Origin of the sequence: Neobacillus niacini (genome assembly GCF_019749295.1) — a bacterium.
Taxonomy (GTDB): domain Bacteria; phylum Bacillota; class Bacilli; order Bacillales; family Cytobacillaceae; genus Neobacillus; species Neobacillus niacini_D.
In genome coordinates this window covers 63,069-87,915 of the sequence record NZ_JACWFG010000013.1, presented here as the reverse complement: position 1 = coordinate 87,915, position 24,847 = coordinate 63,069, and the positions used below count along the sequence as shown (strand labels likewise).

Sequence of the window (24,847 nt, the reverse complement as noted above, 5' to 3'; positions counted from 1 at the left end):
CCTAGGCTTGAACCTTTGGACTTAGTTCAATACTTTTGAATTGTTTTACCTGACCAGAAATCGCTTGTTCCGTTGGTAATCTTTCGATACTTGAAGCTCCGAAGAATCCAGAAACCCCGTTTGTTCTACTTAGAACATAGGCTGCATCTTCTGGCTCTGAGATTGGCCCTCCATGGCACAATACAATGATATCTGGATTCACTGATTTCCCAGCATCGTGAATTTTCTGAACTAATTCAACAGCATCATCAATATCCATGGCTGTATGTGCACCAATGGCACCTTTAGTTGTAAGACCCACATGAGCCACTAAAATGTCTGCTCCTGCTTTTGCCATTTTAATCGCATCTTCTTCACTAAAAACATATGGAGAAGTAACAAGCCCTATATTGTGAGCTTTGCAAATCATATCCACTTCTAAGTCATAACCCATTCCCGTTTCTTCAAGATTCTGACGGAATTGGCCATCGATCAGTCCAACTGTAGGGAAGTTTTGAACCCCAGAAAAACCTTGTTCCTTTAGCTGCTTTAGGAATACATCCATATTTCGGAATGGGTCTGTACCACAAACACCAGCTAATACCGGTGTGTCTTCCACAATTGTTAACACTTCATTGCCCATTTCCACGACAATTTGGTTCGCATCGCCATATGGCATTAAACCAGCTAATGAACCACGGCCTGCCATACGATAACGACCTGAGTTATAAATTATAATTAAATCAATGCCGCCTGCTTCTGCACTTTTTGCGGAAAGGCCAGTACCTGCTCCTCCACCGATAATAACCTCATTGTTTTGAATTTTTTGCTTTAATTTTTGAATAACTTCCACTCTTGATTTAGACATGTGTCGCGTCTCCTTTCTTTGTACCAATTTGTTCTAATAGTGTTGCTGCAATTAGCTCAGAAACACTTGGGTGGTTGATATCCTCTTCTACTTCAATAAACGTAATGTGATCATATAGATTTTCCTTAATAGCGTTGCATAACGTATCACGCTCTTCTGGACCATCAAATGGCTGACCCGTACGATCTAATAGGGAAACTCCGCCTTTTGGAAAGACAAGGACAACGGGCGATGTACTTTTATTTAATTTTCGAGCAATGGTTTCACCTAGTTTTCGATTTTCATCTACCGTTGTTCTCATCAGCGTAGTAGTTGGATTATGCTGATAGAATTTCCGATTCTTAAATTGCGCAGGGACTGTTTCAGGAGGACCAAAATTAACCATATCCAATGCTCCAACAGAAACGACCTGTGGAATACCAACTTGACCGGCTGCTTCTAGTCGGGATTCACTAGATTGAAAGATGCCACCAACAAGTCCGTCTGCTAATTCTGTTGTTGTAATATCTACCACGCCTTTAATGAAACCTTCCTTTATTAGAGCTTCCATTGAATCACCACCGGCTCCGGTGGCATGGAATACAAGAACATCATATCCACTTTGCTCCAGGATTTCTCTTGTTTGATTCACACATGGTGTCGTAACCCCGAACATGGTTGCAGCAATCATTGGCTTTTCTTCCACTTCAATGCTAATTTTATTCCCATTAACCATCCCACTAAGTGCATTGGCTGCATTCTTTAGGATGAGTGATGAAAGACTATTAATACCTGCAATATCCACAATCGAATACAACATCATAATATCCTTCTCGCCCACATATGGTCTGGTGTTCCCAGAAGCAACGGTTGACACTAATAGCTTTGGAATTCCAATTGGAACGTCCTTCATGGCTGTAGCACCTACCGTCGTTCCAGCCGTTCCGCCCATTCCGAACACAGCTCCAACCTTTCCTTCTTCTATCAATCTATTTACTACATTTCTAGCACCGTTCGCCATAATGGTAACAGCACCACCACGGTCATTCTTTTCTCTTAATTCCTCCAATGAGGAGCCGCCAGCTTTCGCGACTTCCTCATTCGAAACGTCTCCTTCAGTGAAGGAAGGGTACACAGCTGTATTCACTAAAATTGTTTCAAGTCCATTTTCTTCAATAATTCCTTTGACATAGAGAAACTCTTTTTCCTTTGTATCCAATGAACCTACTAAAACAATTTTCTTACTCATGTGCACCCTCCTTCACCACGATTCCTTCGAAGAATTCCTTTGTTTGACGGACAACTTCTACCTCACCAATTCGGTCTTGTACATAAAAGGACGGATAGTGCGTATCAATGGTTAAGATCACTTGTGGATCATTTTCGGCAATGGCCTTCATAACTGGACCATGGTCATAATCATCTTTTCCTGCGATGGCAAAATTACCGAATGTACCAGTAGGATTTTCTACTGTAATGGAATTGGATAATCTGTATGCACCCTTTAAATGTGTTTGATATACATGACCTTTTATATGCTCATAACTCTCAACAGTAGGATACTCCCCTGCTCTCCAACCATTCAATACGTCCCAGTTGACCTTTAAATTGGGATGATTAGTATAGTTCATTAGAATACCGAGTTCTTTGCAGCTGTTCGTTAATGTTGGTGGTTCGTTTTCTACTAAGAGAATTTTATCTCTAGATTTTGCTAGTTCAGCATGTCGTAACATCACGTTTGCATTATGCCGATATTGCGCTTCCTTCTCCTCATCTGATAGAAGATTGAAATCCTCTTGACGGTATAGGGAATAGATACGGATGAAATTAGTAGAAAAAATATCAGCTAATTCAAATAAACGGTTTAGTACTTCACCCATTTGCTTATGGTGTTCTTCATCATGATTATCATATTTAGGCTGTCCAGAGAACGTACAGGAGTTAACTGCCCAAGAGCTAAGGCTGCTAACCTGTAGTCCTTTCTCCTGAATAAGTTCACTAATTACCCGCGCTTTTTCGGGAGTGATATCGTCAATGGTAGACCCATCTAGCTTTCCTCTTAAGTCTATATTCGTAAAACCTAAGCTTTTTGCATGCTCCAATGATTCTTGGAAAGATTCCGTTCCTAACATATCTGTAAAAATACTAAATTTCATTTTATACCCCTCCGTCTACTCAATTGTGATCCAGTTGCCAGAACGATTATTCTTATAAGCATCAAAAATCTTTGTTAAATGCACAGCATCACTTAATGTAGCACGTTCTACTTTTCTATCATTCAAAACCGCATGAGCAAAATGATTAACACTTTGGACCATTCCTTGTAAGAAAAGGTTCTTGTTATAAAGCTGCCCTAGGGAAAATTCTGGCTCCCAATGAACTGGTCCCTCTAAAGGATTATCCCCTATGTAATGGGGGGCCTTACCGTATTCTCCGCTGCCCTTTGAACCTCTGTAATAAGCAAGGCGAATTGCATTATCAATGACAACATTTTCTTTGTTTCCAATAATTTCATAACGTTCTAATGGACTCGTGTCAGCTTGTGTAGAAGGCAGTTCTAGATTACCGATCGCGCCTGACTTGAATTTTAGTAGAGTATGAACATTCCCACTTGGCTGGTGCTCGATAAACATCATTTCTTTCACATCACCCATTAAGTAATGAATGCCTGACATCGGGTGACAAATATCTAAGAACCAATGAAGCCCCGTTCTTTCTCCAAGCTTCTCTTCAAACGGAGATAGTGTTAAGGGATATCTACCTGAAACCGATGCCGCTTCTCCAAAAGTACTAGATTCTAAGATTTGTTTGGCTTTAACGAAAGTCGGATAAAAATAGCGTTTATTCGAAACAAGCACAGTTTGGCCGGTCTTAGCTTCTAACTCTAGTAATTCCTCGCCTTCTTTCGCCGTATAAGCAAGCGGTTTTTCCATCCATACAGGCAGACCCGCTTTAAGGATCTCTGGAACGATCTTTGGATAAAGGGGATGACCGTTTTTATCAAAGTTCAAAACAATGAATATGGCATCGAGGTCCTCTTTTTTGATCATTTCCATATAATCGGTATAGGCACTTTTTGCTCCAAAACGGGTCTTGTAAAGATCCGCTCTTTCTTGATTTAAATCACAAACAGCTACAAGATCAACGGGTGCATAGTCAAAGGTAGGATATACATTCCGATAGGCATGTGCACCACAGCCGATAAAGCCGATGCGAAGTTTGTTACTATACTCATAATTAAATTTAATTGGTTCCATTGTCTGATCTCCTTTTTTGATTACAATTTTTCGTTAGTCTTATTCACCAATGGTTTGTCTGTCAGGTGCTGAATACGCGATGATCATTCGACATGGTTCCCAGCTCGTAACCGTAGCATTGTGCGGAACATTTCTTGGGATGCGCAGCATCATTCCTGGTTTCAGATGATACGTTTCATCACCTAAAGAATGATCACACTCTCCAGAAAGGACGAATATAAATTCTTCACAATTCGGATGAATATGTCTCGGGTTTGAGACACCTGCATTAATATAAACCATTCCAAATGTCATTTCTGCTTCAGGATCGATTTCCTGTCCGCATAGCCATTGAATAGAACCCCAGTCGTTTTGAATTAAGTGTTTTGCCTCATTTAAGTCAGTAATCGTAGCCATAATGAATCTCTCCTTTTATTTTCGTTTTTATATGAAACTACAAGTATTATTTATTTGCTCCACTTGCCATTCCCTCAACAAAGGAACGCTGGAAGATCAGATACACAATAATACTTGGTATCATGCTGATAACAGTGCCTCCAAAGATTAACCCAAAGTTTGTAGATTGTTCTCCTTGGAAAGAATAAAGACCTAATGAAATCGTAAATTTTTCTTGAGATATTAATAGGACAAGCGGCAGTAAGAAGTCATTCCAAATATTCATAAAAGTAAAGATAAGAAGTGCAACTAGACCAGGTTTCGCTAGAGGTAACATAACCGACCAGTACGTTCTCCATTCCCCAGCACCATCAATGGCAGCAGATTCCCGTAATTCTTTAGGAACATCCCGAAATGTATTTCTCATGAGAAATATGGAAAACGGAAGTGCGAGTCCGACAGATACTAAAGTTACGCCTGTTAAAGTATCAACCATTCCCATTGATTTAAGTTGAAAGAAGATTGGAATGATAATGGCCTGAACCGGCAATGCCATACCCAATAAGACTAAATAAAAGAGTAGATTGTTTCCTTTAAAAGTAAGTTGTGCAAACGCATAGCCTGCTGGTGCTGCCACTAATGCAACGAGTACCATCCCACCTATGGTGATAAATGCACTATTTAAGAAATAAGTTTTAAAGTTTCCTAGATTCCAAGCCCCGATGTAATTATCGAAATTCCATGATTTAGGCAATGAGAAAGGAGAACTAAATATCTCCATATTCGATTTAAAACTAGCTAATACCGCGTAAAAGATAGGAGATGTAATGAATAGCAATAATACTGACAAGGTAACCAAAAGTGTTACCTGGGAACCTTTTAATTGCTTTAATCGCGTACCCATACTATTCAGTCCTTTCTCGATAATAGTTAAAGCTAATCGTGAATGCGATTACAATAATCCCCAACACCACACTACCAGCTGTTGCATAGCTCACCTTGTTCATACTGAATGCTGCTTTATAGACATATGTCGAGACAAGTTCACTCATATAGAATGGTCCACCCTGAGTCATGATCCAAATTAAGGCAAATCCTTTAAGCGCGTGAATGATGACCATACTGATGACAACATTTAATGTATTTCTCAAACTTGGTATCGTAATATTCCAAAACTTACGAATCGGGCCAGCACCATCAATGTCTGCCGCTTCATATAGGCTGTAGTCAATACTTTGAAGACCTGCAAGGAAGAGAATTAAATACAATCCATAGAATGCCCATGTACTGGCTATGACGAGAGCAGGAATTACAAATAACGGTTCCCCTAACCAGTTTTTTGCCAAGCTCTCTAACCCAATTGATTTTAGAAAGACATTTATCGGTCCCATCATTGGATCATAGATTTTCGACCAAAGTACGCCAACAACGGCTAAGGAAAGAACACTTGGCAGATAAAATCCTGCCCGGAAAAACATTTTTCCTTTCTTAACCCTACTAATTAAGACCGCCAACACTAAGGTAGGAACCACCATGAGAGTAAGACTAAGTAGGACCCACAATAGGTTATGGCCTAAAGATTTTAAGAAAATGTCGTCCTTAGTCAGTTGAACATAATTTTCAAACCCTACAAAGTTCATACTTGGTGATGCTCCATCCCAATCGAAGAAGCTAAATCGAACGGCGTCAATCATCGGATATAACATAAAAACGGCATATAAGATCAATCCTGGAAGAAGAAAAGATGCGATTGTAATAGCTTTCTTGATCTTCAGCTTTGTTCTACTATTGACAGCAACTACACTCTTTTTATCCATTTCTATTAATGGAGTTGATTGAGTCATGTAATGACCTCCCTTCTTCGTAGGGACCTGCTCACACGACCAAGTCCCATAAACATCCGCTTACTTTAAACTAAATCCATTTGCTCTGTCTTTTTCTGCACCCTTCTCGATGTTGTCCATTGCCTCTTGTGGGGTAACCAATCCACCAACAAGCCCTTGCAGGTTTTGGTAATACGCTTCCTTTGCTTCTACTCCCATGAACACACTTGGATTATAACCAGAACCATCTTCAATGGATTTCATGGCAGTTTTTAAAACGTCACCAACCGGTTCAATGTTTTCAGAAGCCTTAGAAGCTGGGATAAAGTTATAGTCAGGCAGATTTAATACGATATTGCTATAGTCCTCAGATAGAATGAAGTCCATCCATTTTTCAGCATATTCTACGTCTTTCGCCTTTGTAGGAACAACCCATGTTAACCCAATTCCACCGACAGGCTGCGCAACATCTCCATCAACAAACGATGGCATCATAAACATATTTACACTGTCCTCAAGCTTTTGATCCGCTAAATCCGTAATGAGGTACGTACCTTCCGCTTCAATGGCTGCTTGCTTCGATAAAAATCTAAACTTTGAATCAGGTTGGGTCTGTGTAACGGATTCTTTCGTTATATAGCCTTTTTCAACCCAATCAGCGATCATTTCAGCAACTTCTACGACTTTAGGATCATTCCATTTACCATCACCATAGAATAATTCCTCTACTTGTTCTGTTCCCATTACACTTTCCATCATGACTCCAAAAATCCAACCAATCGCATACCCATTTCTTGCCCCAACTGTTATAGGTGCTACACCCTCATCTTTAAGAGTTTGAAGCGCTTTCAAAAATTCGTTTTTATTAGTAGGAACTTCCACACCATTTTGTTTAAAAATATCTTTATTATAAAACATTCCTATTGTATCGATCATGTGTGGAACCTCATAAATGTTTTCCCCTTTAGAAATCAGGTCATAGGCAAATGTTCTAAGGTCATCCTTCCACTTATTCTTCTCGTAAAGATTATTTAAGGGTTGGATTAGATTTACATCTGATAGAATCGATACCCTTCCTGGACCCGCATTCATTAAGATTACATCCGGTGGTTCAATTCCTGATTGTAATAGAGTAGGAAGTTTCCCAGACTCTACTTGCACATCCCCATTGGTAATGTTTACTTCTATATCAGGATTAATTTCATTAAACTTTTCAACAACACTCGCCCATTGCTGCTTTTCTACATCGTTATAATAGTTTGGTATCATAAGATCAAGTACATGATCATTCCCACTTGCTGATTCGTTTTTTACTTCTTTTGAATCTTTTTTTGTTTGATCTTCACTTGATGATGTTGGAGATTGACACGCTGTTGTAAGAATCATCAATAACACTAGTAAAAAAGAAATCTTATGTTTGTTCCCCTTCATAAACATCCCCATCCCTTTTTCATATTAGTTTTTATTTTATCCGAATAGTAAAATTATTATTTTACATTTCACGCTCCTTTCCATAGAATATAAGTAACGTTAATATATTAATAATTCTAAATGATTTAAACTTTCTTTCAATGGTGCAAGAGATGGTTAAAAGGGGGGTGAATCGTGGTTAATAGATCGTAGAGTACAATACTGTCTATCATTTGGGGGAAAATAATGAAATTCATCAACTCTATCTTTTTAAAGCTATTTTTGACATTTGTTCTTTTTTCATTGATTCCAATGGGCATTGTTGGCTGGCTTGCTTATGATAAGTATTCCAATAATTTATATGAAAATTTACAGTATCATGCAGATGACGTTTTGGAACAAAAGATTAGTTTTCTTTCAGCATTCATGAAGGACTTGGAACGAATGGATCAAGGGATTACACAAAGTAAAATTTTTTCTGAGTTTCTCACAAACACCAATCCAATAGACCACCCTAAATATTATATTGAGCTTGATGAATTACTATTAAGTATTCAAAATATAAGACCAGAAACGGAAGGAATCATGATCGTCAGCAACAATGGCTTTATCTACAATTATGGATATTCTCATGATTTACAATTTAAAAATGAGGACTTTAAGAGTCTCTCTTGGGTTAAAGAAATAGAAAAAAACAAGGAAGTCACCCCACAAATTACAACCCTTCATGAACAACCTTATTCGAATATTAATAAGAAAGATAAGGTTTATTCTTATGTTAAAAAAGTATGGGACCGAAGGATAAAGTCCTTCGGGTATCTTATCATTGATTTTAAAGAAAATCTGTTAAAAGACATCCTGCGAAATGATGGAGGAAGTTCTTTTAATAATTCGGGAACCTTTATTTATGACAATCATGGTTATGTATTAGAACCAGAGATTAATCTGGAATATAAGGACGTAGCAGATTCGACATCTGGTTCTACCATTAAAAGTCCTTCCGGTGAAGAATTTCTTGTTTTCACAAAGTATTTCCCTCAAACAGGATGGTACGTATCAGAGTATTTTGAGAAAAATGCATTTTATGGAAAAGTGAATGAAATTAAGAAAATCGCCATGATTATAACGATCACAACTGCCTTCATTTGTTTACTTGCATCCTTATTTATATCACATCGAATATCAACACCAATTAAGAATCTTGGCAGAGTGATGAAAAAGGTGGAATCTGGAAACCTGGATGAAAGGTTTGTTGTCCATTCAAAGGATGAAATCGGTGACCTCGGAAAAGGTTTTAATACGATGATTGGGGAAATAAAGAAATTAATTCTAGCGGTAAAACATGAAGAGAAATTAAAGAAAGAAGCGGAAATCACCGCATTACAATTACAAATTAACCCACATTTTATCTATAACACCTTAGAAACGATTAATTCTTTGGCTCGTAAAAAGAGAGAAACTGAAATTAGCCGTCTGATTGTGCTGCTTGGAAGACTGCTGAGATCGAGTATAAGTTCATTTGAAGAAAAAATCCCTATCAAACAGGAAATCAATTATATCGTCAATTATTTGGAGATTCAAAAGGTACGGATGAGAGAACCATTAACCTACAAGATCTCGATTGATCCTATATTAGAGGACTATCTTTCGGTGAAATGGATCCTGCAGCCTATCGTTGAAAATGCGATTATTCATGGGATTGACCCCTTAAGATCATCCGGAAATATCGAGATAATCGGGGAAACCAGAGGCTCAACCATTATATTTACCATTAAAGATAATGGAGTTGGAATGGATTCTATTAAGGTGCAACAGATTACTCACCAGCTTCAATTCAGCTCTAAAAACCTTGCGAAATATAAGAATAAAATTGGGCTTTATAATGTACAAACAAGAATTCACTCACATTACGGCAGTTCTTTTGGTATTACGATAGATAGTTACATAAATATAGGTACGACCGTTACAATTTCAATCCCCATGGAGGTATATGATGCTCAAAATGTTAATAGTGGATGACGATTGGCTAATATCGGATAGTTTGAAATCATTGGATGAGTGGCATGAGCGAAATATCGATGTGGTCGGCACGGCTGAAAATGGAAAAGAGGCAATATTTTGGATGGAAAAAGAGGATTTGGACATCATTTTAACAGATATACGGATGCCAGAAATGGATGGGATAGAGTTAACGAAGCATATTTATGAAAAGGAATCGAACATTCATGTGATCATTATGAGTGGGTACGAAGAGTTTTCTTACGCCCAAAAAGCGATGAGATACAATGCAAAAGGATATATTCTAAAACCAATCGATACAGATGAACTGATGGATGCCATTGATAGAATCATATTTGACATGAACCCGACCAAAAAGGTTGAGCCAGAATCTGATCACGACCCCACCACATATCATGAAAGACTGGTTTTAGGTGCACAATCTTTTATCATGTCTAATCTAATGAAACCGTTAACATTAAAGGAAATTTCAAACCGCTTACATCTTACAGACCACTATTTTGGTCAAGTATTTAAATCTGTTACCGGTGAAACCTTTTTAAATTATTTAACAAGGGTTCGAATGGAGAAAGCATGTGAATTAACCAAAAACCCCACTCTAAAAATTTATGAAATTGGTACTCTTGTTGGCTACAAGGATCCTAAATCTTTTGCAAAAACGTTCCAACGATTATACAATATGACACCAAAAGAATTTCGGAAACAATACTTTACCAATGAATAAGAATAGCAAAGGTTCTATTAAAATTCCTTATTTAAACTGATCTTATAAATTCGAATGAAATTTTAGAAACAATATTCTATAATTTACTATAAAGGCTGGTGATGACTATTTTGGAAAAGATTGTAGTTTGTATTAGTAATCCTTATTACGCTGAAAAGCTAATTCAGAGAGGAAAAGTTTTGGCAGATGCGTTTAATGGGGAGTGTGTTGTACTAAATGTGCTAAAAGCACCTTTTGACGAACTGGATTTCAATCAATTACAAACAAAGTTAATGTTTGAGAGCTTGGCCGAAAAATATAATGTGCAGCTAATGTCTGAGCCTTCTAAGTTAAAAAAAATTGCCTATCATATCGCTCAGTTTGCTGAGGAACAGAAGGCCACTCAAATTGTCATTGGGCAAGTGTCTCTTTCCAAACTGGAATTGATGTTGCAAGACTCATTAATAAACAATCTTCTCGAGAAACTTGAAGGCGTCGATTTGCACATTGTTGAAGTCAGTCGTGATGTGAACGACAGCGAAGAATTTGACAGAGGAATAGCTGCGGAATTAATAAAAATTGCGGATGAATTTGAAATTTCCTTTAAGAGTGATCATAACAACGAAGGAAAAAAAGGAATCTTTTATAAAATGAGTGCTTCTGACTTCACAAACGGATTTTTTGTTATGAAACATGGAAATGAGCATCAAGTAATTAAAGTCTTACATGGAAAAGTTAAGAAAGAGGATATTGATCAAATTATTAGTTAACTTAGTAATTCCAATCTAACAGACCCGAAGGTAATTAATATTAATCATATACAATCCTCAGAACCAACAGTAAATGACTTGTAAAATATAAGTGTCAGACACCAATGTACTATTTTGACAGTGCCTGACACGAGGTCAATCAGTAACATGCAATAATCATGCCGCTGACAAAACGGGGACATCTCATTATTAATGAAATGTCCCCGTTTAATTGTTAGTGGTTTTGAACAACAACCCCTATTTCTTAATATTCATCAACGCTCGATAAGCATTAGCTTCCCCGGATCCAAATAAGGCATCTTGTCCAGGTTTTCCGTAGTCAATAGCAGTTTGCTTAATGATGGCTGATACTTGTGATGGCTTTAAATCAGGGTTTGCCGCTTTAATGACACCCGCAATCCCAGCAACTTGAGGAGCCGCCATCGATGTACCTGCGTTATAATTATAATCCGACCCTAAGTAAGTTGGCCAGGTACTAAGGATTAAGTTAGTAAAATCAGCTGTTTCAGGATCAAAGGTTTCGGCATATTTTGCACCAAAGTCTCCTCCAGGAGCTGCTACATCAATCGCAGAGTTTCCATAATTGGAGAAAAAAGCAAGTTCCTGTTTGGACCACTTGTTCGAAGCTGATACATTGATTACTCCAGGCAATTGTGCTGGTACAACTGTTGTCGGTCCTTGGAGTGAGATTCCCAATGGTTCATAAAGTGTGTTTAAGTAATCCGTAACTTCATTCTTATTATCCAAGTTTAAGCTTTCATTCCCACTTCCACCTACAACGGTAACGTTCTTCTTCAAGGCGTATTGAATCGCACGCTTCCACAATAACGTATCAGCCGTTGTTTTATAGGTTTCTCCTTCGATGATGGTTTTCGAAGTATGATAGAGTCTTAGAGACATATTAATAACGTCTACATCATCATTCGCAGCTGCAATAATGCCATCAATGATAAAGGATGGCAGAGTAAGAGCTTGATCCGAATAGAATACACGATACGTACGGATTCCTAGGTCTGGCCCTACCCCTTTGACATTTCCATTTGCCGCAATGATTCCAGACACATGTGTTCCATGTCCATTTCGATCTACGATGTCATTTGGGTTTCCGGTTTCCGTTTCATCCATCCCTGCAGGGACTAAATTCCGTCCACCAAGAAGATTCTTCTGCAAATCTGGATGAGTTGGGTCAATTCCTGTATCAATAACCCCTACCACTGCTTTATGTACAGTTTCTCCCTTATCATTTACATATCCGCCGGTTTCAATTTCATATGATTTCCCATTGTTTGTTACTCTTTGCATGTCCCATTGCCCATCCCATAGACTTCCTTGTTCATGGATGGCAGCTGTTTGTGCAACTTTGGAAGTCGATGCCGGTTGGTTTAATGCTAGTGGCACTTCTTTACTGGCAACCTCAATGGAAGGCACTTTTTTTAGATTTCGTAGAAATGCAGAATCATCAGACTGTGCCTGGATTCCTCCCACTTCTTGGAGTACTTTCAACACTTGGCCTCCTGCTTTCTCGATTACGTCTTCATAATCCTTTGGCAGCCCATTTTTAAATGCAATCACGTACAGATTTTCCTCTGCTGTTTTCGTTCCTTGAATTTCTGCAGCTAAACTGGATGTCGCAGATCCCCCCACAAATCCAAACCCTAATGTTACAGAAAGCAAGGTTTTTACTAAAACTTTCTTCATGGTCCTCCTCCTTTGAATATGGAAATTATCACCACTTCAATTCTAATATAAATTACATTTTTATACCATTTTTGTAAACCAACTTTACAAAAGTTCAATAATTCAATAGAGAAATTAATAGAAAATAGGAGTTTTAATGAAAGTACAAATTGAAAAATAATGAATGAGTGGGCACTGTCTGACTCTTTTCTGGGTAGTGCCACTCATTCAACTTATAAAGTCTATTATAAAAAGAGCCCGCATGAATTTTGTTCCTACCAGTGTACTTGAAGTTTATTACCATTTGGATCATAAAAGTGGAAATACGAATGACCGTTATCTTCTTGTATATCCTCGACTTTAACTTGATTATTAATTAGGTGTTGACAAAATTCGGATAGTTCTGGGCTTGTAAAGCCAATACTAAAAGCTGATTCATTATTAATTGTAAAGTGGGCAAATGTTTCATCGTCAGTTGGAACTAAGATAAGTAAAAAAGCTCCATCATTTACTTTAAAAATCGCAAATGGATCGTCAGTAATGTTTAATAACTGAAAACCTAATACATCTCTATACCATTGTGCAGACTGTTCTAAATCTTTTACAGGAATTCTAATATAATGTACTTGCTCAATAAATGATTTACTCATATTTACCTCTCCTTACTTTAATTTGGTATATCAAATAATTCTCTTTTTTGTGTTTCTTTCATTCCAAAATATTGAATTAAATTGCACCAGCCATTGTACACCTACAATGGCTGGTGCAATTTCCTATATAAATTTTTAAGTAATTTCCGCTCAAATGGCCTTACACCAATAAAAAATGAGTGTCAATTTCATATGCAAATTGGCACTCATTTAAACATATATTTTTAATGTTTGTGATAGGAAACGGAACCCGTTAACATGAATGAGCTCTTTTTTTTAACGTCAGAAACATGACTTATTCTCTTTTCCAAAGTGTATTTGGTTCCATATAAGGTACTGGTGAATCCCCTTTACATCACAGCACTTTTGCTTGTATATTCTTGTGGTTTACTAACAGCTTCCCCTTCAGAGCCTTCAAACTGGCGGCCCCATCCTGTTATGATCGAGAATAATAGAACCAAGAACAATACCATGCAATAAATCATACCGCTGCTGACTTGTGTTAGGGAAAGCGGCGCAATAAAATCATAGCCTTCCGACAATAAAGCACCGAGGAAGACAAAAACACTTAAGAACGGGACAACGAGCACGATGGCATTCGCAAAACCATCAAGTAGATTGGCACGGCGGTATGGATGGAGACCCACCCGTTTACCAATCTCATTCTGTACTTTTCCAAAGGTGGTCATCGATGCACTAGTCACACCCCCGAAGATCAAAGTCGTAAACGAGATTCCTAACATCATTGCAAACTCAGCACCACGGACACTTTTCCCCATTTTGCTGTTAAGGATGCCATTCGTGACTTTTTCTAGTACACCCGCACCGCCCAGCACACCCATGATCCCGTAAACGGAAATGACCAACGTTACTGTTGCCATCATGGAGCTGATACCTCCCGTTAAGAATCCTGCCGGAGCGCCATCTGAAACAGAAATCACATTGTCAAAAGTTAAGAGGTTAAATGCTAGAGCCGTGATGGTTCCTAAAACAATACCTATAGTAATAGCTTTATAGATATTTCGGGTTTTAATCGCCACGATTAACATGATTGCTACTGGAACCAGCATAACTAGTGTAGTTGGATTCATGTTCTTCTCAAGGATATCTGCAGCATCTGAACCTGCGCTGCCTCCGCCGCCGAAGATCCAGAACAGAACAAACGAGATCACACCTGCGACCAAGGAATATTTCAGTCGAGTGGCAACACAGCCGCCGATATCTGCAAAGCCTCGTTTCTTTGTAAATTCTTGCGTTCCAGCAGAGATGATGGTCGTATCTGATATCGGAGCCAAGTTATCTCCAAAAATAGAAGCACTCACGATGGCGCCCGCGAGAATGGCAGGGTCGCAGCCTAACAAAACTCCTGCTGGATAGAAAATCGGGAAACAGGTAAACATGGTTCCAATCGATGATCCCGTAGCAGTTGCAATGACACAAACGGCTAAGAACGTAAACGCGGTGAATAATCCTCCATCAACGCCCAGTAAATCAGCTAGCCATACAAAACCTGAAGAAATGTTACTCTCTTTGATCAGTGAGGAAAACATCCCGATTACAAACAGTAGAATGGTAATCGGTACAGCTTCCTTTACGCCTTCATAGACGGAATCCCAGAACCGATCGTAGTTACCCTTTTTCACCAAAACAGAACCTACCATCAGAGCGACGAAAGCCCCCATGGCAAGAGCGTACATTTCAAACGCTTTAAATACGATAAAATACAGTATGCAGAAAAATAGAAAAATCACAACTGGAATAAACGCAGTGACCCAGCCGCCTCTAAACTCAAGTCTTTTATTCATACATGAACTCTCCTCTACTATTCTAAACTTTCTATTCTAAACTAAACATCCACTTTCATTTATTCTTCATTTAAATTCATCTTCATAATATTGCGATATTTCGAATCAGCTGTACGCTCTAACTCAAACGGTTCGCCGTCTACTGTTGGATAGTTGTCTAAGAATTGTTTTATTGCTTCGATATCGGTACGATCAAGTTCGAAAGCAAATATTTGCGTATTTGACTCAACATGTCTGCTATTTCTCACTCCAATAATAGATGCTCCGACACCTTTTTGACTTAATATATATTTCGTAGCAATCTGAGAAACTTTGACAGAATGCTTTTTAGCAATTCTTTGCAGTAATACCAACAATTCCTGATAGCCATCCCAGCCCATAGTATCTTCAATCACCTGAAAATATTTAACGTGAGAGCGAGTTTCGGGTTGAATTGAAGTTTGGCCAATCCATTTTTCCGCTAACAATCCGCCAGATAATGTACCGTAGCAAAGCAGGGAAATTCCTTTGCTTTTACAATAATCTAGTAATTCTTTTTCTGGACGTCTATCAAAAACCGAGTATTGATTTTGACAAGACACAACAGGGATACCTGCATCAACAATTTCGCGTAAATGCCTCGTATCAAAATTTGTAACAGCAATATTACGGATTTTTCCTTTTTCTTTAAGTCTCAACAGATCTCCCGCAGTCTCAACAAATCCAGGCACACTGTAATCCCACCAATGAAACTGAACAAGATCCAATACATCTCGTTTTTGACGTTTGAGGCTTCTATCAATGATCTTTTCTGTGTACGTGTAATCGACCTCGCTAAGCAAATTGATATCCGGTACATACTTGGTATGAATTTGAATATCATGCGGTGAAAGGGTGCTCCCTTCTTTTAGTTCCGTTAAAAATTCACCGAGGAGTTCCTCAGTACCTGTATAGATATCTGCACAATCAAATGTCGTAAATCCTCTTTCAGCCAGCATATGGAAGGCCTTCATGACATCTTGCATATCTAGCTTTGCTTGTAAGCTATGACCTTCCGATAACTGCCAACAACCGTTGATCACTCTGCTAATACTATAATCTTCTGCTAGTTGTATTCGTTCTGCCATTTTCGATTACTCTCCTTTATGTATAGGTTCTATTGTGCATTCAGCATGACTAAAGTCTTGCGTTTGGGTACGAGTTATTTTAAATTTAGCCCCACAGTTTGGATCTGGGCAGGCTATCAAACTATCAGACATCATCCAGTCATTTCTATGTAATGGTCGCTGCTTCGCAGGAAGTAATGGCAAAATAGCGCTTAAGGCATACATCGAAAATGAATTCGTTTCCGGGAAAATCAGGTTTTCCCCTACCACTAAGAAGTAGTCACCTTCCTTATGGCTGCATACCATTGGTTTATCTGACCCTACCACCTCTACCTTTAAGTTATAGAGCGTAAATTTATCATCCATAGCACCTTTTCCTTTCTGTATTTGCTAAAAATATATATGGTTGAGTTTCGCTGTAACCGATGAGAATTAATAAGCGGAGAATTTCCGGCTAATGTATATAGATGTCGCTTAAGAAGCAGGAATAAGCGGAGAGATTCCGGTTAACTGCTCAAAAAACGATTAAATCAAAGGATTTCGATCTTATAAGCGGAAAAACTCCGCTTATTTTTAAGGAAACTTGGCTTTTTTTCAATTTAGTCGGAAATCTTCCGTCTATTATCAAACACAATCAACAATCAGTTAAAACTTTCAAAAAAAAACAAAAAACACCTGCCCTCAAATAAAAATTCAAGGACAAGTGTTAACCTGCGGTACCACCTTGTTTGATATGTATCACCATACCCACTCAATGAGTGCTTACACACTCCTAACCCTGTAACGCTGGCTTTTGCGTCTTAGCTACTAGATCAACGATCGTTCACTTCGCCCTCGGAGGCCCATTTGCTGTCTCGTATCTGTCCGGCTTACACCATCCCGGATTCGCTAAAGAGATCGTTTAACAGTTTTACTCCCTCGTCTTTGGTTTAGAAAATGATAACATTCTAGTTTTGTAGTGTCAAGAATAATTCTAATATTAAGATAACTTAGTTGATAGAGTAACTGGCCATAATCTAAATTCAAATGAGATAGATATTAACTGTCACTGTTTTTTTGCGATTGGTATATTTGTTTTACTGAGACTAAAAAAGCCCCTTAGAGTTTTCATTCCAAGAAGCTTTTCATCTTAGGGTTAGTTTTATTGTTATATGTTATTTCTTAAATCTTCAATTTCATTAAGACTAAGCTTAGTAACCTTTACAATGAGCTCAACAGATAACCCTTCTCTTAGCATTTCAAGTGCTGTTTGCCTTTTCCCTTTTTGAATACCCTCTGCTATCCCTTTTTGAATACCTTCTTCTCTTCCTTTTTGAATACCTTCTTCTCTTCCTTTTCGAATTCCCTCTGCTATGCCTTTTTCTCTCCATGAATTTGGCAGTTTAAAAATTTGTTCGGACTCTTGTAAATCTAATTGCTTAATCTCTTTCATGAGTTCTTCCTCCTCACTCTTATTTAAAGTAAGATAAGTTTCAAAAAATCCATTAATGAGTTCTGCTTTTGCTGCGTTCAGTTCCATTTTCACTAACATTCGCAAAAATTCTTTTTTCACTTGGACTTTATCTTTTTCTGTGTATTCCATTTTACTAAGAAGTGCTGCAGCCACTGGATTATTTGTATGAATAAAAGAGCGCCAATTCATTTTTTTTAATTCTAGCATTAAGAATTGAAAGGTCAATACATGAAAAAAGGGGAAAGAAACAGTAAACTGATTATGTTCAATTCTTTTTTGGTCATATGAAAAGATGGCGATAGGCAAAATTGGTTTTCTATATCTATTATAAAGCAGGCTGAAATAATGATACATCCTTTCATGAAAATTTGGCTGGCCATAGCTTTGTGGTTCTACATGGATAATAATGAGTGTTTCTTCATCCTTCAGTTTTGTTTCAATGATTATGTCAGCTCTTCGGCTCTCGCCTTCTATTAAATCGGTAAACATTTCTTCAGATAGAGGTTTCAGCGATGAAAAATCAATATTTCTGTGAACCTCTGGAAAAAATGCTTCCAAAAACTCCGAGAAAAAGGTATTGAGAAGCTGTTTAAATAGTTGATCATGGTGGATATACTGAGTGGAATCTTCACGGACTAGTATTTCTAGTGCCATTTTAACACATCCTTTTGAGGAGATTAGGAGGAAAAACTGAGGAGGTGTATTCTAATAATAGTATACTTTTTTAATTAAAAAAGAACAAATGTTTCTGTTTTATGAATTTAAAATAAAAGGGAAAATGAGTATACATACGACATTATCAAGCTGCAGCCCCAGAGACTGCAGCATTTTTAACTTTATTCATCTTCCATCAATAGACTAATAGCTTCTGCCTCACACTAAAGTTATCACAACATTACCCTTTTTGTGACCTCTTTCCACATAACGGTGAGCTTCGGCAAGCTGTTCCAGCGGATATCGTTGATCGATGACACCTTTAATCTTCCCTGACTCATAAAGCTCTGTAAGAAAGTTTAGATTGGCTTGGTTCTGCATTAGTCCCGCCGTGACAAAAATGGCTTTCTTGTTTCCAAACACCGTAGTCTTTATCATGTCTAAAAGAATAGATAAAGAAAGTACCGTGGAAAGGTAAACGCCTCTTTTCGTAAGCGCTCCTTTACATTCTGAAAAGGAGCGTTTACCAACTGCATCGAAAATAACGTCATAGAGTTGACCGTTTTTCGTAAAATCCTCCCTGGTATAGTCAATCACTTTATCTGCCCCATGCGATTTTACCAACACTACATTTGCACCGCTGCATACTCCTGTCACTTCGGCCCCCAAATATTTCGCGATTTGTACGGCATATATCCCCACCGCACCAGATGCACCATTAATCAGAACCGTTTGCCCGCGTTGAACCTTTGCTTTATCGCGAAGGAACGTCAAGGCGGTAGGTGCACCATCACAGATGGCGACGGCTTCTTCATAGGACATTGCTGTTGGTATGATTGCCAGAGGGGTGTTTTCGTGCAGACATTTGTATTCTGCTTGGGCGCCAAATGTCTTAGCACTTAACCCAAATACTCGGTCGCCTACTTTATATCGTGTTACTCTTTTGCCAACAGCGTCAATAATGCCTGCCAGCTCCGTTCCAAATATCGAGTTCTTCGGTCTTTTAAACCCGTATACAAGCTTAACGATGGGAGATCCCTTTCGAAAGATACAGTCCGATGGTCCGACAGAAGCACCGTATATTTTAATCCTGACTTCATAATCTTTAGGGATTGGCGTTTCTACCTCTTGGAGCTCAAAAACATCCGGTGATCCATAACCTGTGCATATCATGGCTCTCATATGGCTGCTTTCCTTTTACTTTTTGATGCGAGGGATGTAATCGCATTTTCGTTAAATCCTTTTACAAGAAGCCATAGTGCTAAAATCATTTCATTCGCTGCTACGGGCACAGCCAGAACAGCTCCCCAAAAAGAAATTTGAGGAAATACACCAAACATTACGAACAAAGAACAAATGAAAACACAAGACGCTCCTGTCATACCCAGGATCGAGATAAATCTGGGTACAAGTTTGGTTTTATAAAAGATATAACTATACATCACCGTATTGATACCAAGCATGAAAAGTGGACCAAGCATAAATGTCCAGTCGTGGATGGCTTGTAAGATAATTCCTGAAGAGTGAAAGGATGAAGGATCTGGGGCTCCTGCTGCGACAAATTCCCGGCTTAGGGTTAGGAGGGACAAGACACTGATGACACCAATTGTAATAATAATTGCTTCAAGAAACCTGAAGCAAACATGCCAAAGGGCGATTGTTTCATTATACTGTCTTAACAACGGAAACATGGTCGTGGCCGTTCCAACCGCTGAGACGACCAGAATTAATTCCATTACAGCTCCGAGTATCACTTGGTTGGCGTGTTCGGAACCTTTTAGTAGATAATCGGGACCATTTAAAATTGGGTTGTATAAATTTAGACCGATCACTGCTGTAACAGCAGCAAGTATAAACAGGACTCCAACAATTTTTGCAGTTTTTCTGTTTGAATTCATTTTTCTATCTCCTCACGTAATAAATTCAAAAACGTTAACCATTGATCGTTCTTACTGCTTTGTTTGATCCCCATAAAAGAATACTTCTTCCAATGGTAAGTTAAAGGCAAGCGCGATGCGAAAGGCTAGTTCCAGTGATGGGGAGTAGTTTCCCTTTTCGAGAGCGACGATGGTTTGTCTGGTTACTCCCACCTTGTCAGCCAACTGCTGCTGTGTCATTTCATCATGGTTGAATCGTAATTTGCGGATGTGATTGCCGACAAGATTTTTACCCATTCTTACACTCCTCTCCGATAGTGATAAAGTTTTGTAACTGATCCAGTGACATCTGAAATGAAACCTGCAGAAATCAGAATCATGAACATTACATGTAACGGTTGATAGAAAACCAGCGATCCCATCGCAAAAAGAAAACCGATGACAAACACAAAAAATGAATTTCGGAACGCTTTCAAGTCAATTAACTTATCTAATTCATCCGCAAAGGCTGGTTCTATTTCATTGGTCGTTATTCTAAATACAATGTTGAAAATAATGCTGATGATGATATGGGCGACGATTGAAAACAAAGTCAGGTATAGGACGAAGGAACCCCAGTAATGAAGAATCTCGGACTCCACAGCCCCTCCTGGGTACCGCGGATACATGAACAAACAATAAGATACGAAAATGAGAATAGCACTAATGACCGAAACGATACTTTTCTTTTCTTGATAAGTCATATTTCACCTCTTTTGTGTATGATTATTTTTACAAGATGTTAAACTTGTTATACTAAATGTAAGGTAAACTATACATCGAGTCAAGTGTAATTTACAAAATTAGGCATTAAAAAAATATAAAAATGACCGAACATTCATATGTCCGGTCTTCTATAAACGATACCCATCATGTGATCAGTCTAATTTAAGAAATCCACATAGTCGTCAAGTGTTTTGTAATTTTTTTTGTACAATATTTTCAGAGGTAAACTAATTAGTGTGTCGTTTGTTAACTTCAATCCTAATGAACTCCGGCAAATAGTTGGGAGTACATCCTTTTGATACCATTTCATCTTTGTAAAGACCCGTTTGCTCACCAAGTTTAATACAACGTGCACGATACTTTTCATCATAAACGCCTATCCAGCCTGCTGTGAAATTCATAGCCCATTGAACTTCCGGTTCTTCCTTCGTAATATTAGCTTCTATTTCAGATAGCAAGTATGCGGTGTTATCAGGCGGTGTTTGTCCAGTCCATCTCAATCGCCCTTGATAATACCAGAAAGCTCGCCTTTGAAGAGAAGAAGGACTATTTTCCCATGACTCCATCAATGCAATGTTCTTCTTGTCTTTGGTAAGCTGATTGGCCATTAACCAATCCATCAAGTTATTCCGCTCAACAAAAGTATGAGTCTGCATATCCTTATCAAGCTTATTTAACACATCTTGTGAAAGAAGTTTTTTGTCCATAATTAAAATTGCTAATAGTCTGGGCAAAAACTCTTGTGTTGACCAAAGTTCCATAGCTAGTTCGTGATCTTTTTTAATAGCCTTCGCAATTTTTCGTAACTCGCCTAGCATAGTTTTACTATTAATCTGAGATAGAATGTTTTCTGCTTTTGAAGAGCGTTTTATTTCAGTACCTTTATTTTCATTCATTTTATACAACTCCTTTATTAAAGCACTGTTTCATAATATGTCCTTGATGGGATATATCAAGAACTTAATTTCGTTATAAGTCTTATTGCAGTGGTGTGCCTCCAAAGTTTACCTTTTTAAATATTGTAGCATATCTTGTATTAAGCTTTCTCCACCTATAATAGAAGAGAAACATCTTTAAATTAATAAACAGAGTTTGCTGGTGCCAAAGCTGCATATACAGGTAAAAACCCTTGCTGAAGTTGCAAGGGTTAAGCGTAATATACATAAGTAAAGGACACTCGGTTCAACTTAATCAGAACTCAATTCTCCTTTTATCTTGTAACATCTTATTATTATTTTGCTGATTCAGCAGATCTGCTTGTACGATGTATCTTTTTGTTGCATTTCCTACATAATTAAAGGGATAACATGTGGTTATCGTTAGTGTTGGTGTTGCTTTTTTCACAATAACGGACTTATCATTTTCATCAGTGACCCATATCTTTGTTATCTGATAGGTATAAACTTTATCTTCATATTCAAGCTTTAATAAGTCTTTTTCTTTCATCTCATCAAGCCGATAAAATACAGTATCCCGATGACCGCTGACAACCGTATGTCCCCCTCCATTAGGAGCGGTTGTCCATTGGCTTACAAACATACCTACTCCTTTTTTTAGAATGTTATTCTCTGTTCCCCAATAAACTGAATACTTCTGTTCAATCTTTGGAATGACCAATAGTGCAACTTTTTTTCCTTTTTCATGCTTCACATCAGTACTTGGGGTTTGTTTTTCAGGACCTGAAATAGCTTGTTGTTTAGGTAGGTCCTTTTCTATCTGGAGATTTGAAGTTGGCTTCTGAGATGAAGGTTTTGATTGTTGAATTTCTTTTTGGAGAGTCTCAGGTTCTTGTACGTATTTTTTTATTTCCTCCTTTGTCATATCCTCTGCAGCAGAACGACCAATTTGCCACTGAAGTAAACTCGAAGCACTAATCAAAAAACCAATTAAAATTAAACATATCCCAAGTCCACGTTTCAACTGAATCAATTTCAAATGAATCACCCTATCAATAAAAACGACAGGATTTCTCCTGTCGCTTCAGTTTATTCCATTCCTTTTTTACGACGTAAAGCTAATAGGAGACCCGCACCAGCAAGACCAGCACCCACTACCATCATCGTAACATTATTTGTAGCAGTGTTCGGCATTGTTGCTCCACCTAATGAATTTCTGTAAGAATCAATATCCGCTTGAGAAGCTTCACATGGAAGTCCATCTCCATCACGGTCTAAGTCGTGGGGATCATTGGTTGCACTATAACCATTATCAACCCAAAACTTTGCAATCGCTGCGCCATTTCCATTAAAGTCACCGCAGTTCACGTCACCTTGTGCAAATGCCGCTGGTATGTACCCCATTACGAACAATAGACTTGAAGCTAATACTAGAAACCATTTTTTCATTACTAAAAACTCCCTTCTAAATATGATACTTTGTTATTTTCTCGATAATATTTTTTTATATTCATTCTTTTTTAGGGGATTTAAGTAAAGAACGGGGTAATACGTTTTATTCGAACATCACATACCTGGATAAAAAAGCAATACCTAATAAAAGCATTATTTCTCTCTAACCTTAGTAGTTTTAAGCATCCTAGATGCCAATGCCAAACTAATCCAAGTTAACCATTAAATCATTTCTAATAACTTCTCATTTTTTAAAATTGGACATATTATAAAAATTACATTGATATTATGTAATGTTAACGTAATAAAAATACAATTAAATCCAACTGTTCAAAGTGGCAACGCTTTTGGCCGATACCATGGCAATCCCAAAAGGAGTACCGCACAAATACCAGGCAGAAATGCTTGTACCTGAAGGGAGCGTCAAAAACTATGAGTCTATTGGCTGCAGTAATCTGAATGAAAAGGCCTACCCTCTTCACTAGATTATGATTATATTCTGGAAGGAATGAGATAGGATGAAACCAATCATTGGTGTTACCGCTCCTATTATTCAAGGGAAAATTACACTCAATCAAGATAATATCAATTCCATTCTAATGGCCGGTGGAATCCCCTATATCCTGCCATATACAAAGGACCCATCAACCATTGAATCGGTAATTGGGCATATTGATGGGCTATTATTAAGTGGCGGGGTGGATATTGATCCTACCCTTTTTGGTGAAGAACCAATTCCTGGTCTTGGGGAGATTATGCCTGAAAGAGATGAATTGGAAACACTACTTATTCAAAATGCCCTAAAGGTAAACCTGCCAATCTTAGCTATTTGCCGTGGGATACAAATGCTTAATGTTGCAGCTGGTGGGAATATGTTCCAAGATATTTACAGTCAAAAGAGTGATCTTTTACAACACTCCCAAAGAGCACCTCATACACATTTATCCCATTTTGTCACAACCAAAGAAGAGTCACTACTTCGAACCATTGCGGGACTAGATAAATTTAAAGTGAACAGTTTCCACCATCAAGCCGTTAAAGACCCTGCTCCTGGCTTTATAATTAGTGCTAAATCTAGTGATAGTGTGGTGGAGGCGATTGAAAGTCTTGAGCACAAATTTGTACTTGGCGTTCAATGGCACCCTGAATTTCTTACCCCTTTCGATCAAGTTTCAAACAGGATATTTACAGCATTTATTAAAGCCTCAATAGTCTCATAGAATTTCTAAGATATTCTAAAAAAAGTAGTGTCTTCCTTGAACAGAAATAATCCACCAGAGTCATTAACTCACAGGTGGATATTTTTTGCTATACCTTTTGATTAGGATAAAAAAATTTATATATAACTGT

Annotated in this window: 25 protein-coding genes and 1 pseudogene; 5 read left to right on the top strand and 21 right to left on the bottom strand. The window is 38.0% G+C overall.

Annotated elements, in window-relative coordinates:
• Position 1: 1 nt before the first annotated feature.
• From H0184_RS18290 to H0184_RS18255, 8 genes are read right to left on the bottom strand one after another with little or no spacing between them, the layout of a single operon-like run.
• On the bottom strand, positions 2-847 hold the full coding sequence (locus tag H0184_RS18290; protein ID WP_221827473.1) for a phosphoenolpyruvate hydrolase family protein: 846 nt from the start codon (positions 845-847) through the stop codon (positions 2-4).
• Entirely contained in the window at positions 840-2,075 is a 1,236-nt protein-coding gene (locus H0184_RS18285; protein ID WP_221827472.1) for a Tm-1-like ATP-binding domain-containing protein, read from the bottom strand. Before H0184_RS18285 ends, H0184_RS18290 begins: the two co-directional genes overlap by 8 nt.
• Entirely contained in the window at positions 2,068-2,982 is a 915-nt protein-coding gene (locus tag H0184_RS18280) for a sugar phosphate isomerase/epimerase family protein (protein WP_221827471.1), read from the bottom strand. The genes H0184_RS18285 and H0184_RS18280 overlap by 8 nt, the downstream gene beginning before the upstream one ends.
• A gap of 15 nt (positions 2,983-2,997) precedes the next feature.
• Positions 2,998-4,083: a Gfo/Idh/MocA family oxidoreductase gene (locus tag H0184_RS18275; RefSeq protein WP_221827470.1), complete on the bottom strand. Its 1,086-nt coding sequence runs from the start codon at positions 4,081-4,083 to the stop codon at positions 2,998-3,000.
• 39 nt (positions 4,084-4,122) lie between these two features.
• Entirely contained in the window at positions 4,123-4,479 is a 357-nt protein-coding gene (locus H0184_RS18270; RefSeq protein WP_221827469.1) for a cupin domain-containing protein, read from the bottom strand.
• Positions 4,480-4,525: 46 nt separating this feature from the next.
• Positions 4,526-5,362 carry a carbohydrate ABC transporter permease gene (locus tag H0184_RS18265; RefSeq protein ID WP_221827468.1) on the bottom strand — a complete coding sequence of 279 codons (837 nt, stop codon included), beginning with the start codon at positions 5,360-5,362 and terminating at the stop codon, positions 4,526-4,528.
• Between the two features lies 1 nt (position 5,363).
• A complete protein-coding gene (locus H0184_RS18260; protein ID WP_221827467.1) occupies positions 5,364-6,302 on the bottom strand; it encodes a carbohydrate ABC transporter permease in 939 nt (312 codons plus the stop codon).
• A gap of 60 nt (positions 6,303-6,362) precedes the next feature.
• Positions 6,363-7,712 (bottom strand): ABC transporter substrate-binding protein, encoded by a 1,350-nt coding sequence (locus tag H0184_RS18255; protein ID WP_221827466.1) that lies wholly within the window; start codon positions 7,710-7,712, stop codon positions 6,363-6,365.
• 225 nt (positions 7,713-7,937) lie between these two features.
• Between H0184_RS18255 and H0184_RS18250 the strand changes: the two genes are divergently transcribed.
• From H0184_RS18250 to H0184_RS18240, 3 genes are all read left to right on the top strand, one after another.
• Positions 7,938-9,710, top strand: coding sequence for a cache domain-containing sensor histidine kinase (locus H0184_RS18250; protein ID WP_221827465.1), 1,773 nt, complete (start codon positions 7,938-7,940; stop codon positions 9,708-9,710).
• Positions 9,685-10,434 (top strand): response regulator transcription factor, encoded by a 750-nt coding sequence (locus H0184_RS18245; RefSeq protein WP_221827464.1) that lies wholly within the window; start codon positions 9,685-9,687, stop codon positions 10,432-10,434. Before H0184_RS18250 ends, H0184_RS18245 begins: the two co-directional genes overlap by 26 nt.
• A 110-nt stretch (positions 10,435-10,544) precedes the next feature.
• Positions 10,545-11,183, top strand: a complete 639-nt coding sequence (locus H0184_RS18240) for an adenine nucleotide alpha hydrolase family protein (RefSeq protein WP_221827463.1) — start codon at positions 10,545-10,547, stop codon at positions 11,181-11,183.
• 237 nt (positions 11,184-11,420) lie between these two features.
• Here H0184_RS18240 and H0184_RS18235 read toward each other — a convergent pair whose 3' ends face one another.
• The 13 genes from H0184_RS18235 to H0184_RS18175 form a co-directional block, all read right to left on the bottom strand.
• Positions 11,421-12,881 (bottom strand): S8 family serine peptidase, encoded by a 1,461-nt coding sequence (locus H0184_RS18235; protein WP_221827462.1) that lies wholly within the window; start codon positions 12,879-12,881, stop codon positions 11,421-11,423.
• A 254-nt stretch (positions 12,882-13,135) separates the two neighbouring features.
• Positions 13,136-13,510 (bottom strand): VOC family protein, encoded by a 375-nt coding sequence (locus H0184_RS18230; RefSeq protein ID WP_221827461.1) that lies wholly within the window; start codon positions 13,508-13,510, stop codon positions 13,136-13,138.
• Between the two features lie 350 nt (positions 13,511-13,860).
• Complete coding sequence (locus H0184_RS18225) at positions 13,861-15,315, bottom strand: Na+/H+ antiporter NhaC family protein (RefSeq protein ID WP_221827460.1); 1,455 nt, start codon at positions 15,313-15,315, stop codon at positions 13,861-13,863.
• A 59-nt stretch (positions 15,316-15,374) separates the two neighbouring features.
• A complete protein-coding gene (locus H0184_RS18220) occupies positions 15,375-16,421 on the bottom strand; it encodes an aldo/keto reductase (RefSeq protein WP_221827459.1) in 1,047 nt (348 codons plus the stop codon).
• Between the two features lie 6 nt (positions 16,422-16,427).
• Positions 16,428-16,766 (bottom strand): TIGR04076 family protein, encoded by a 339-nt coding sequence (locus H0184_RS18215; RefSeq protein WP_221827458.1) that lies wholly within the window; start codon positions 16,764-16,766, stop codon positions 16,428-16,430.
• Positions 16,767-17,547: 781 nt separating this feature from the next.
• Positions 17,548-18,507, bottom strand: a complete 960-nt coding sequence (locus tag H0184_RS18210) for an RpnC/YadD family protein (protein ID WP_221827457.1) — start codon at positions 18,505-18,507, stop codon at positions 17,548-17,550.
• A gap of 219 nt (positions 18,508-18,726) precedes the next feature.
• A complete protein-coding gene (locus tag H0184_RS18205; protein ID WP_221827456.1) occupies positions 18,727-19,689 on the bottom strand; it encodes an NAD(P)-dependent alcohol dehydrogenase in 963 nt (320 codons plus the stop codon).
• Positions 19,686-20,405 carry a DUF4386 domain-containing protein gene (locus H0184_RS18200; protein ID WP_221827455.1) on the bottom strand — a complete coding sequence of 240 codons (720 nt, stop codon included), beginning with the start codon at positions 20,403-20,405 and terminating at the stop codon, positions 19,686-19,688. Before H0184_RS18200 ends, H0184_RS18205 begins: the two co-directional genes overlap by 4 nt.
• Before the next feature lie 51 nt (positions 20,406-20,456).
• Complete coding sequence (locus tag H0184_RS18195) at positions 20,457-20,681, bottom strand: helix-turn-helix transcriptional regulator (protein WP_221827454.1); 225 nt, start codon at positions 20,679-20,681, stop codon at positions 20,457-20,459.
• A 2-nt stretch (positions 20,682-20,683) separates the two neighbouring features.
• Positions 20,684-21,127 carry a hypothetical protein gene (locus tag H0184_RS18190; protein ID WP_221827453.1) on the bottom strand — a complete coding sequence of 148 codons (444 nt, stop codon included), beginning with the start codon at positions 21,125-21,127 and terminating at the stop codon, positions 20,684-20,686.
• 249 nt (positions 21,128-21,376) lie between these two features.
• Positions 21,377-22,045 (bottom strand): DNA alkylation repair protein, encoded by a 669-nt coding sequence (locus H0184_RS18185; RefSeq protein ID WP_221827452.1) that lies wholly within the window; start codon positions 22,043-22,045, stop codon positions 21,377-21,379.
• Positions 22,046-22,340: 295 nt separating this feature from the next.
• Positions 22,341-23,084 carry a class D sortase gene (locus H0184_RS18180; protein ID WP_260631659.1) on the bottom strand — a complete coding sequence of 248 codons (744 nt, stop codon included), beginning with the start codon at positions 23,082-23,084 and terminating at the stop codon, positions 22,341-22,343.
• 50 nt (positions 23,085-23,134) lie between these two features.
• Entirely contained in the window at positions 23,135-23,494 is a 360-nt protein-coding gene (locus H0184_RS18175; protein WP_221827451.1) for an excalibur calcium-binding domain-containing protein, read from the bottom strand.
• Positions 23,495-23,838: 344 nt separating this feature from the next.
• Between H0184_RS18175 and H0184_RS18170 the strand changes: the two are divergent.
• Both H0184_RS18170 and H0184_RS18165 read left to right on the top strand, forming a co-directional pair.
• Positions 23,839-23,979: pseudogene (locus H0184_RS18170) on the top strand (spermidine/putrescine ABC transporter substrate-binding protein); the annotation flags it as partial.
• A 36-nt stretch (positions 23,980-24,015) separates the two neighbouring features.
• Positions 24,016-24,717, top strand: coding sequence for a gamma-glutamyl-gamma-aminobutyrate hydrolase family protein (locus H0184_RS18165; protein WP_221827449.1), 702 nt, complete (start codon positions 24,016-24,018; stop codon positions 24,715-24,717).
• Positions 24,718-24,847 lie beyond the last annotated feature (130 nt).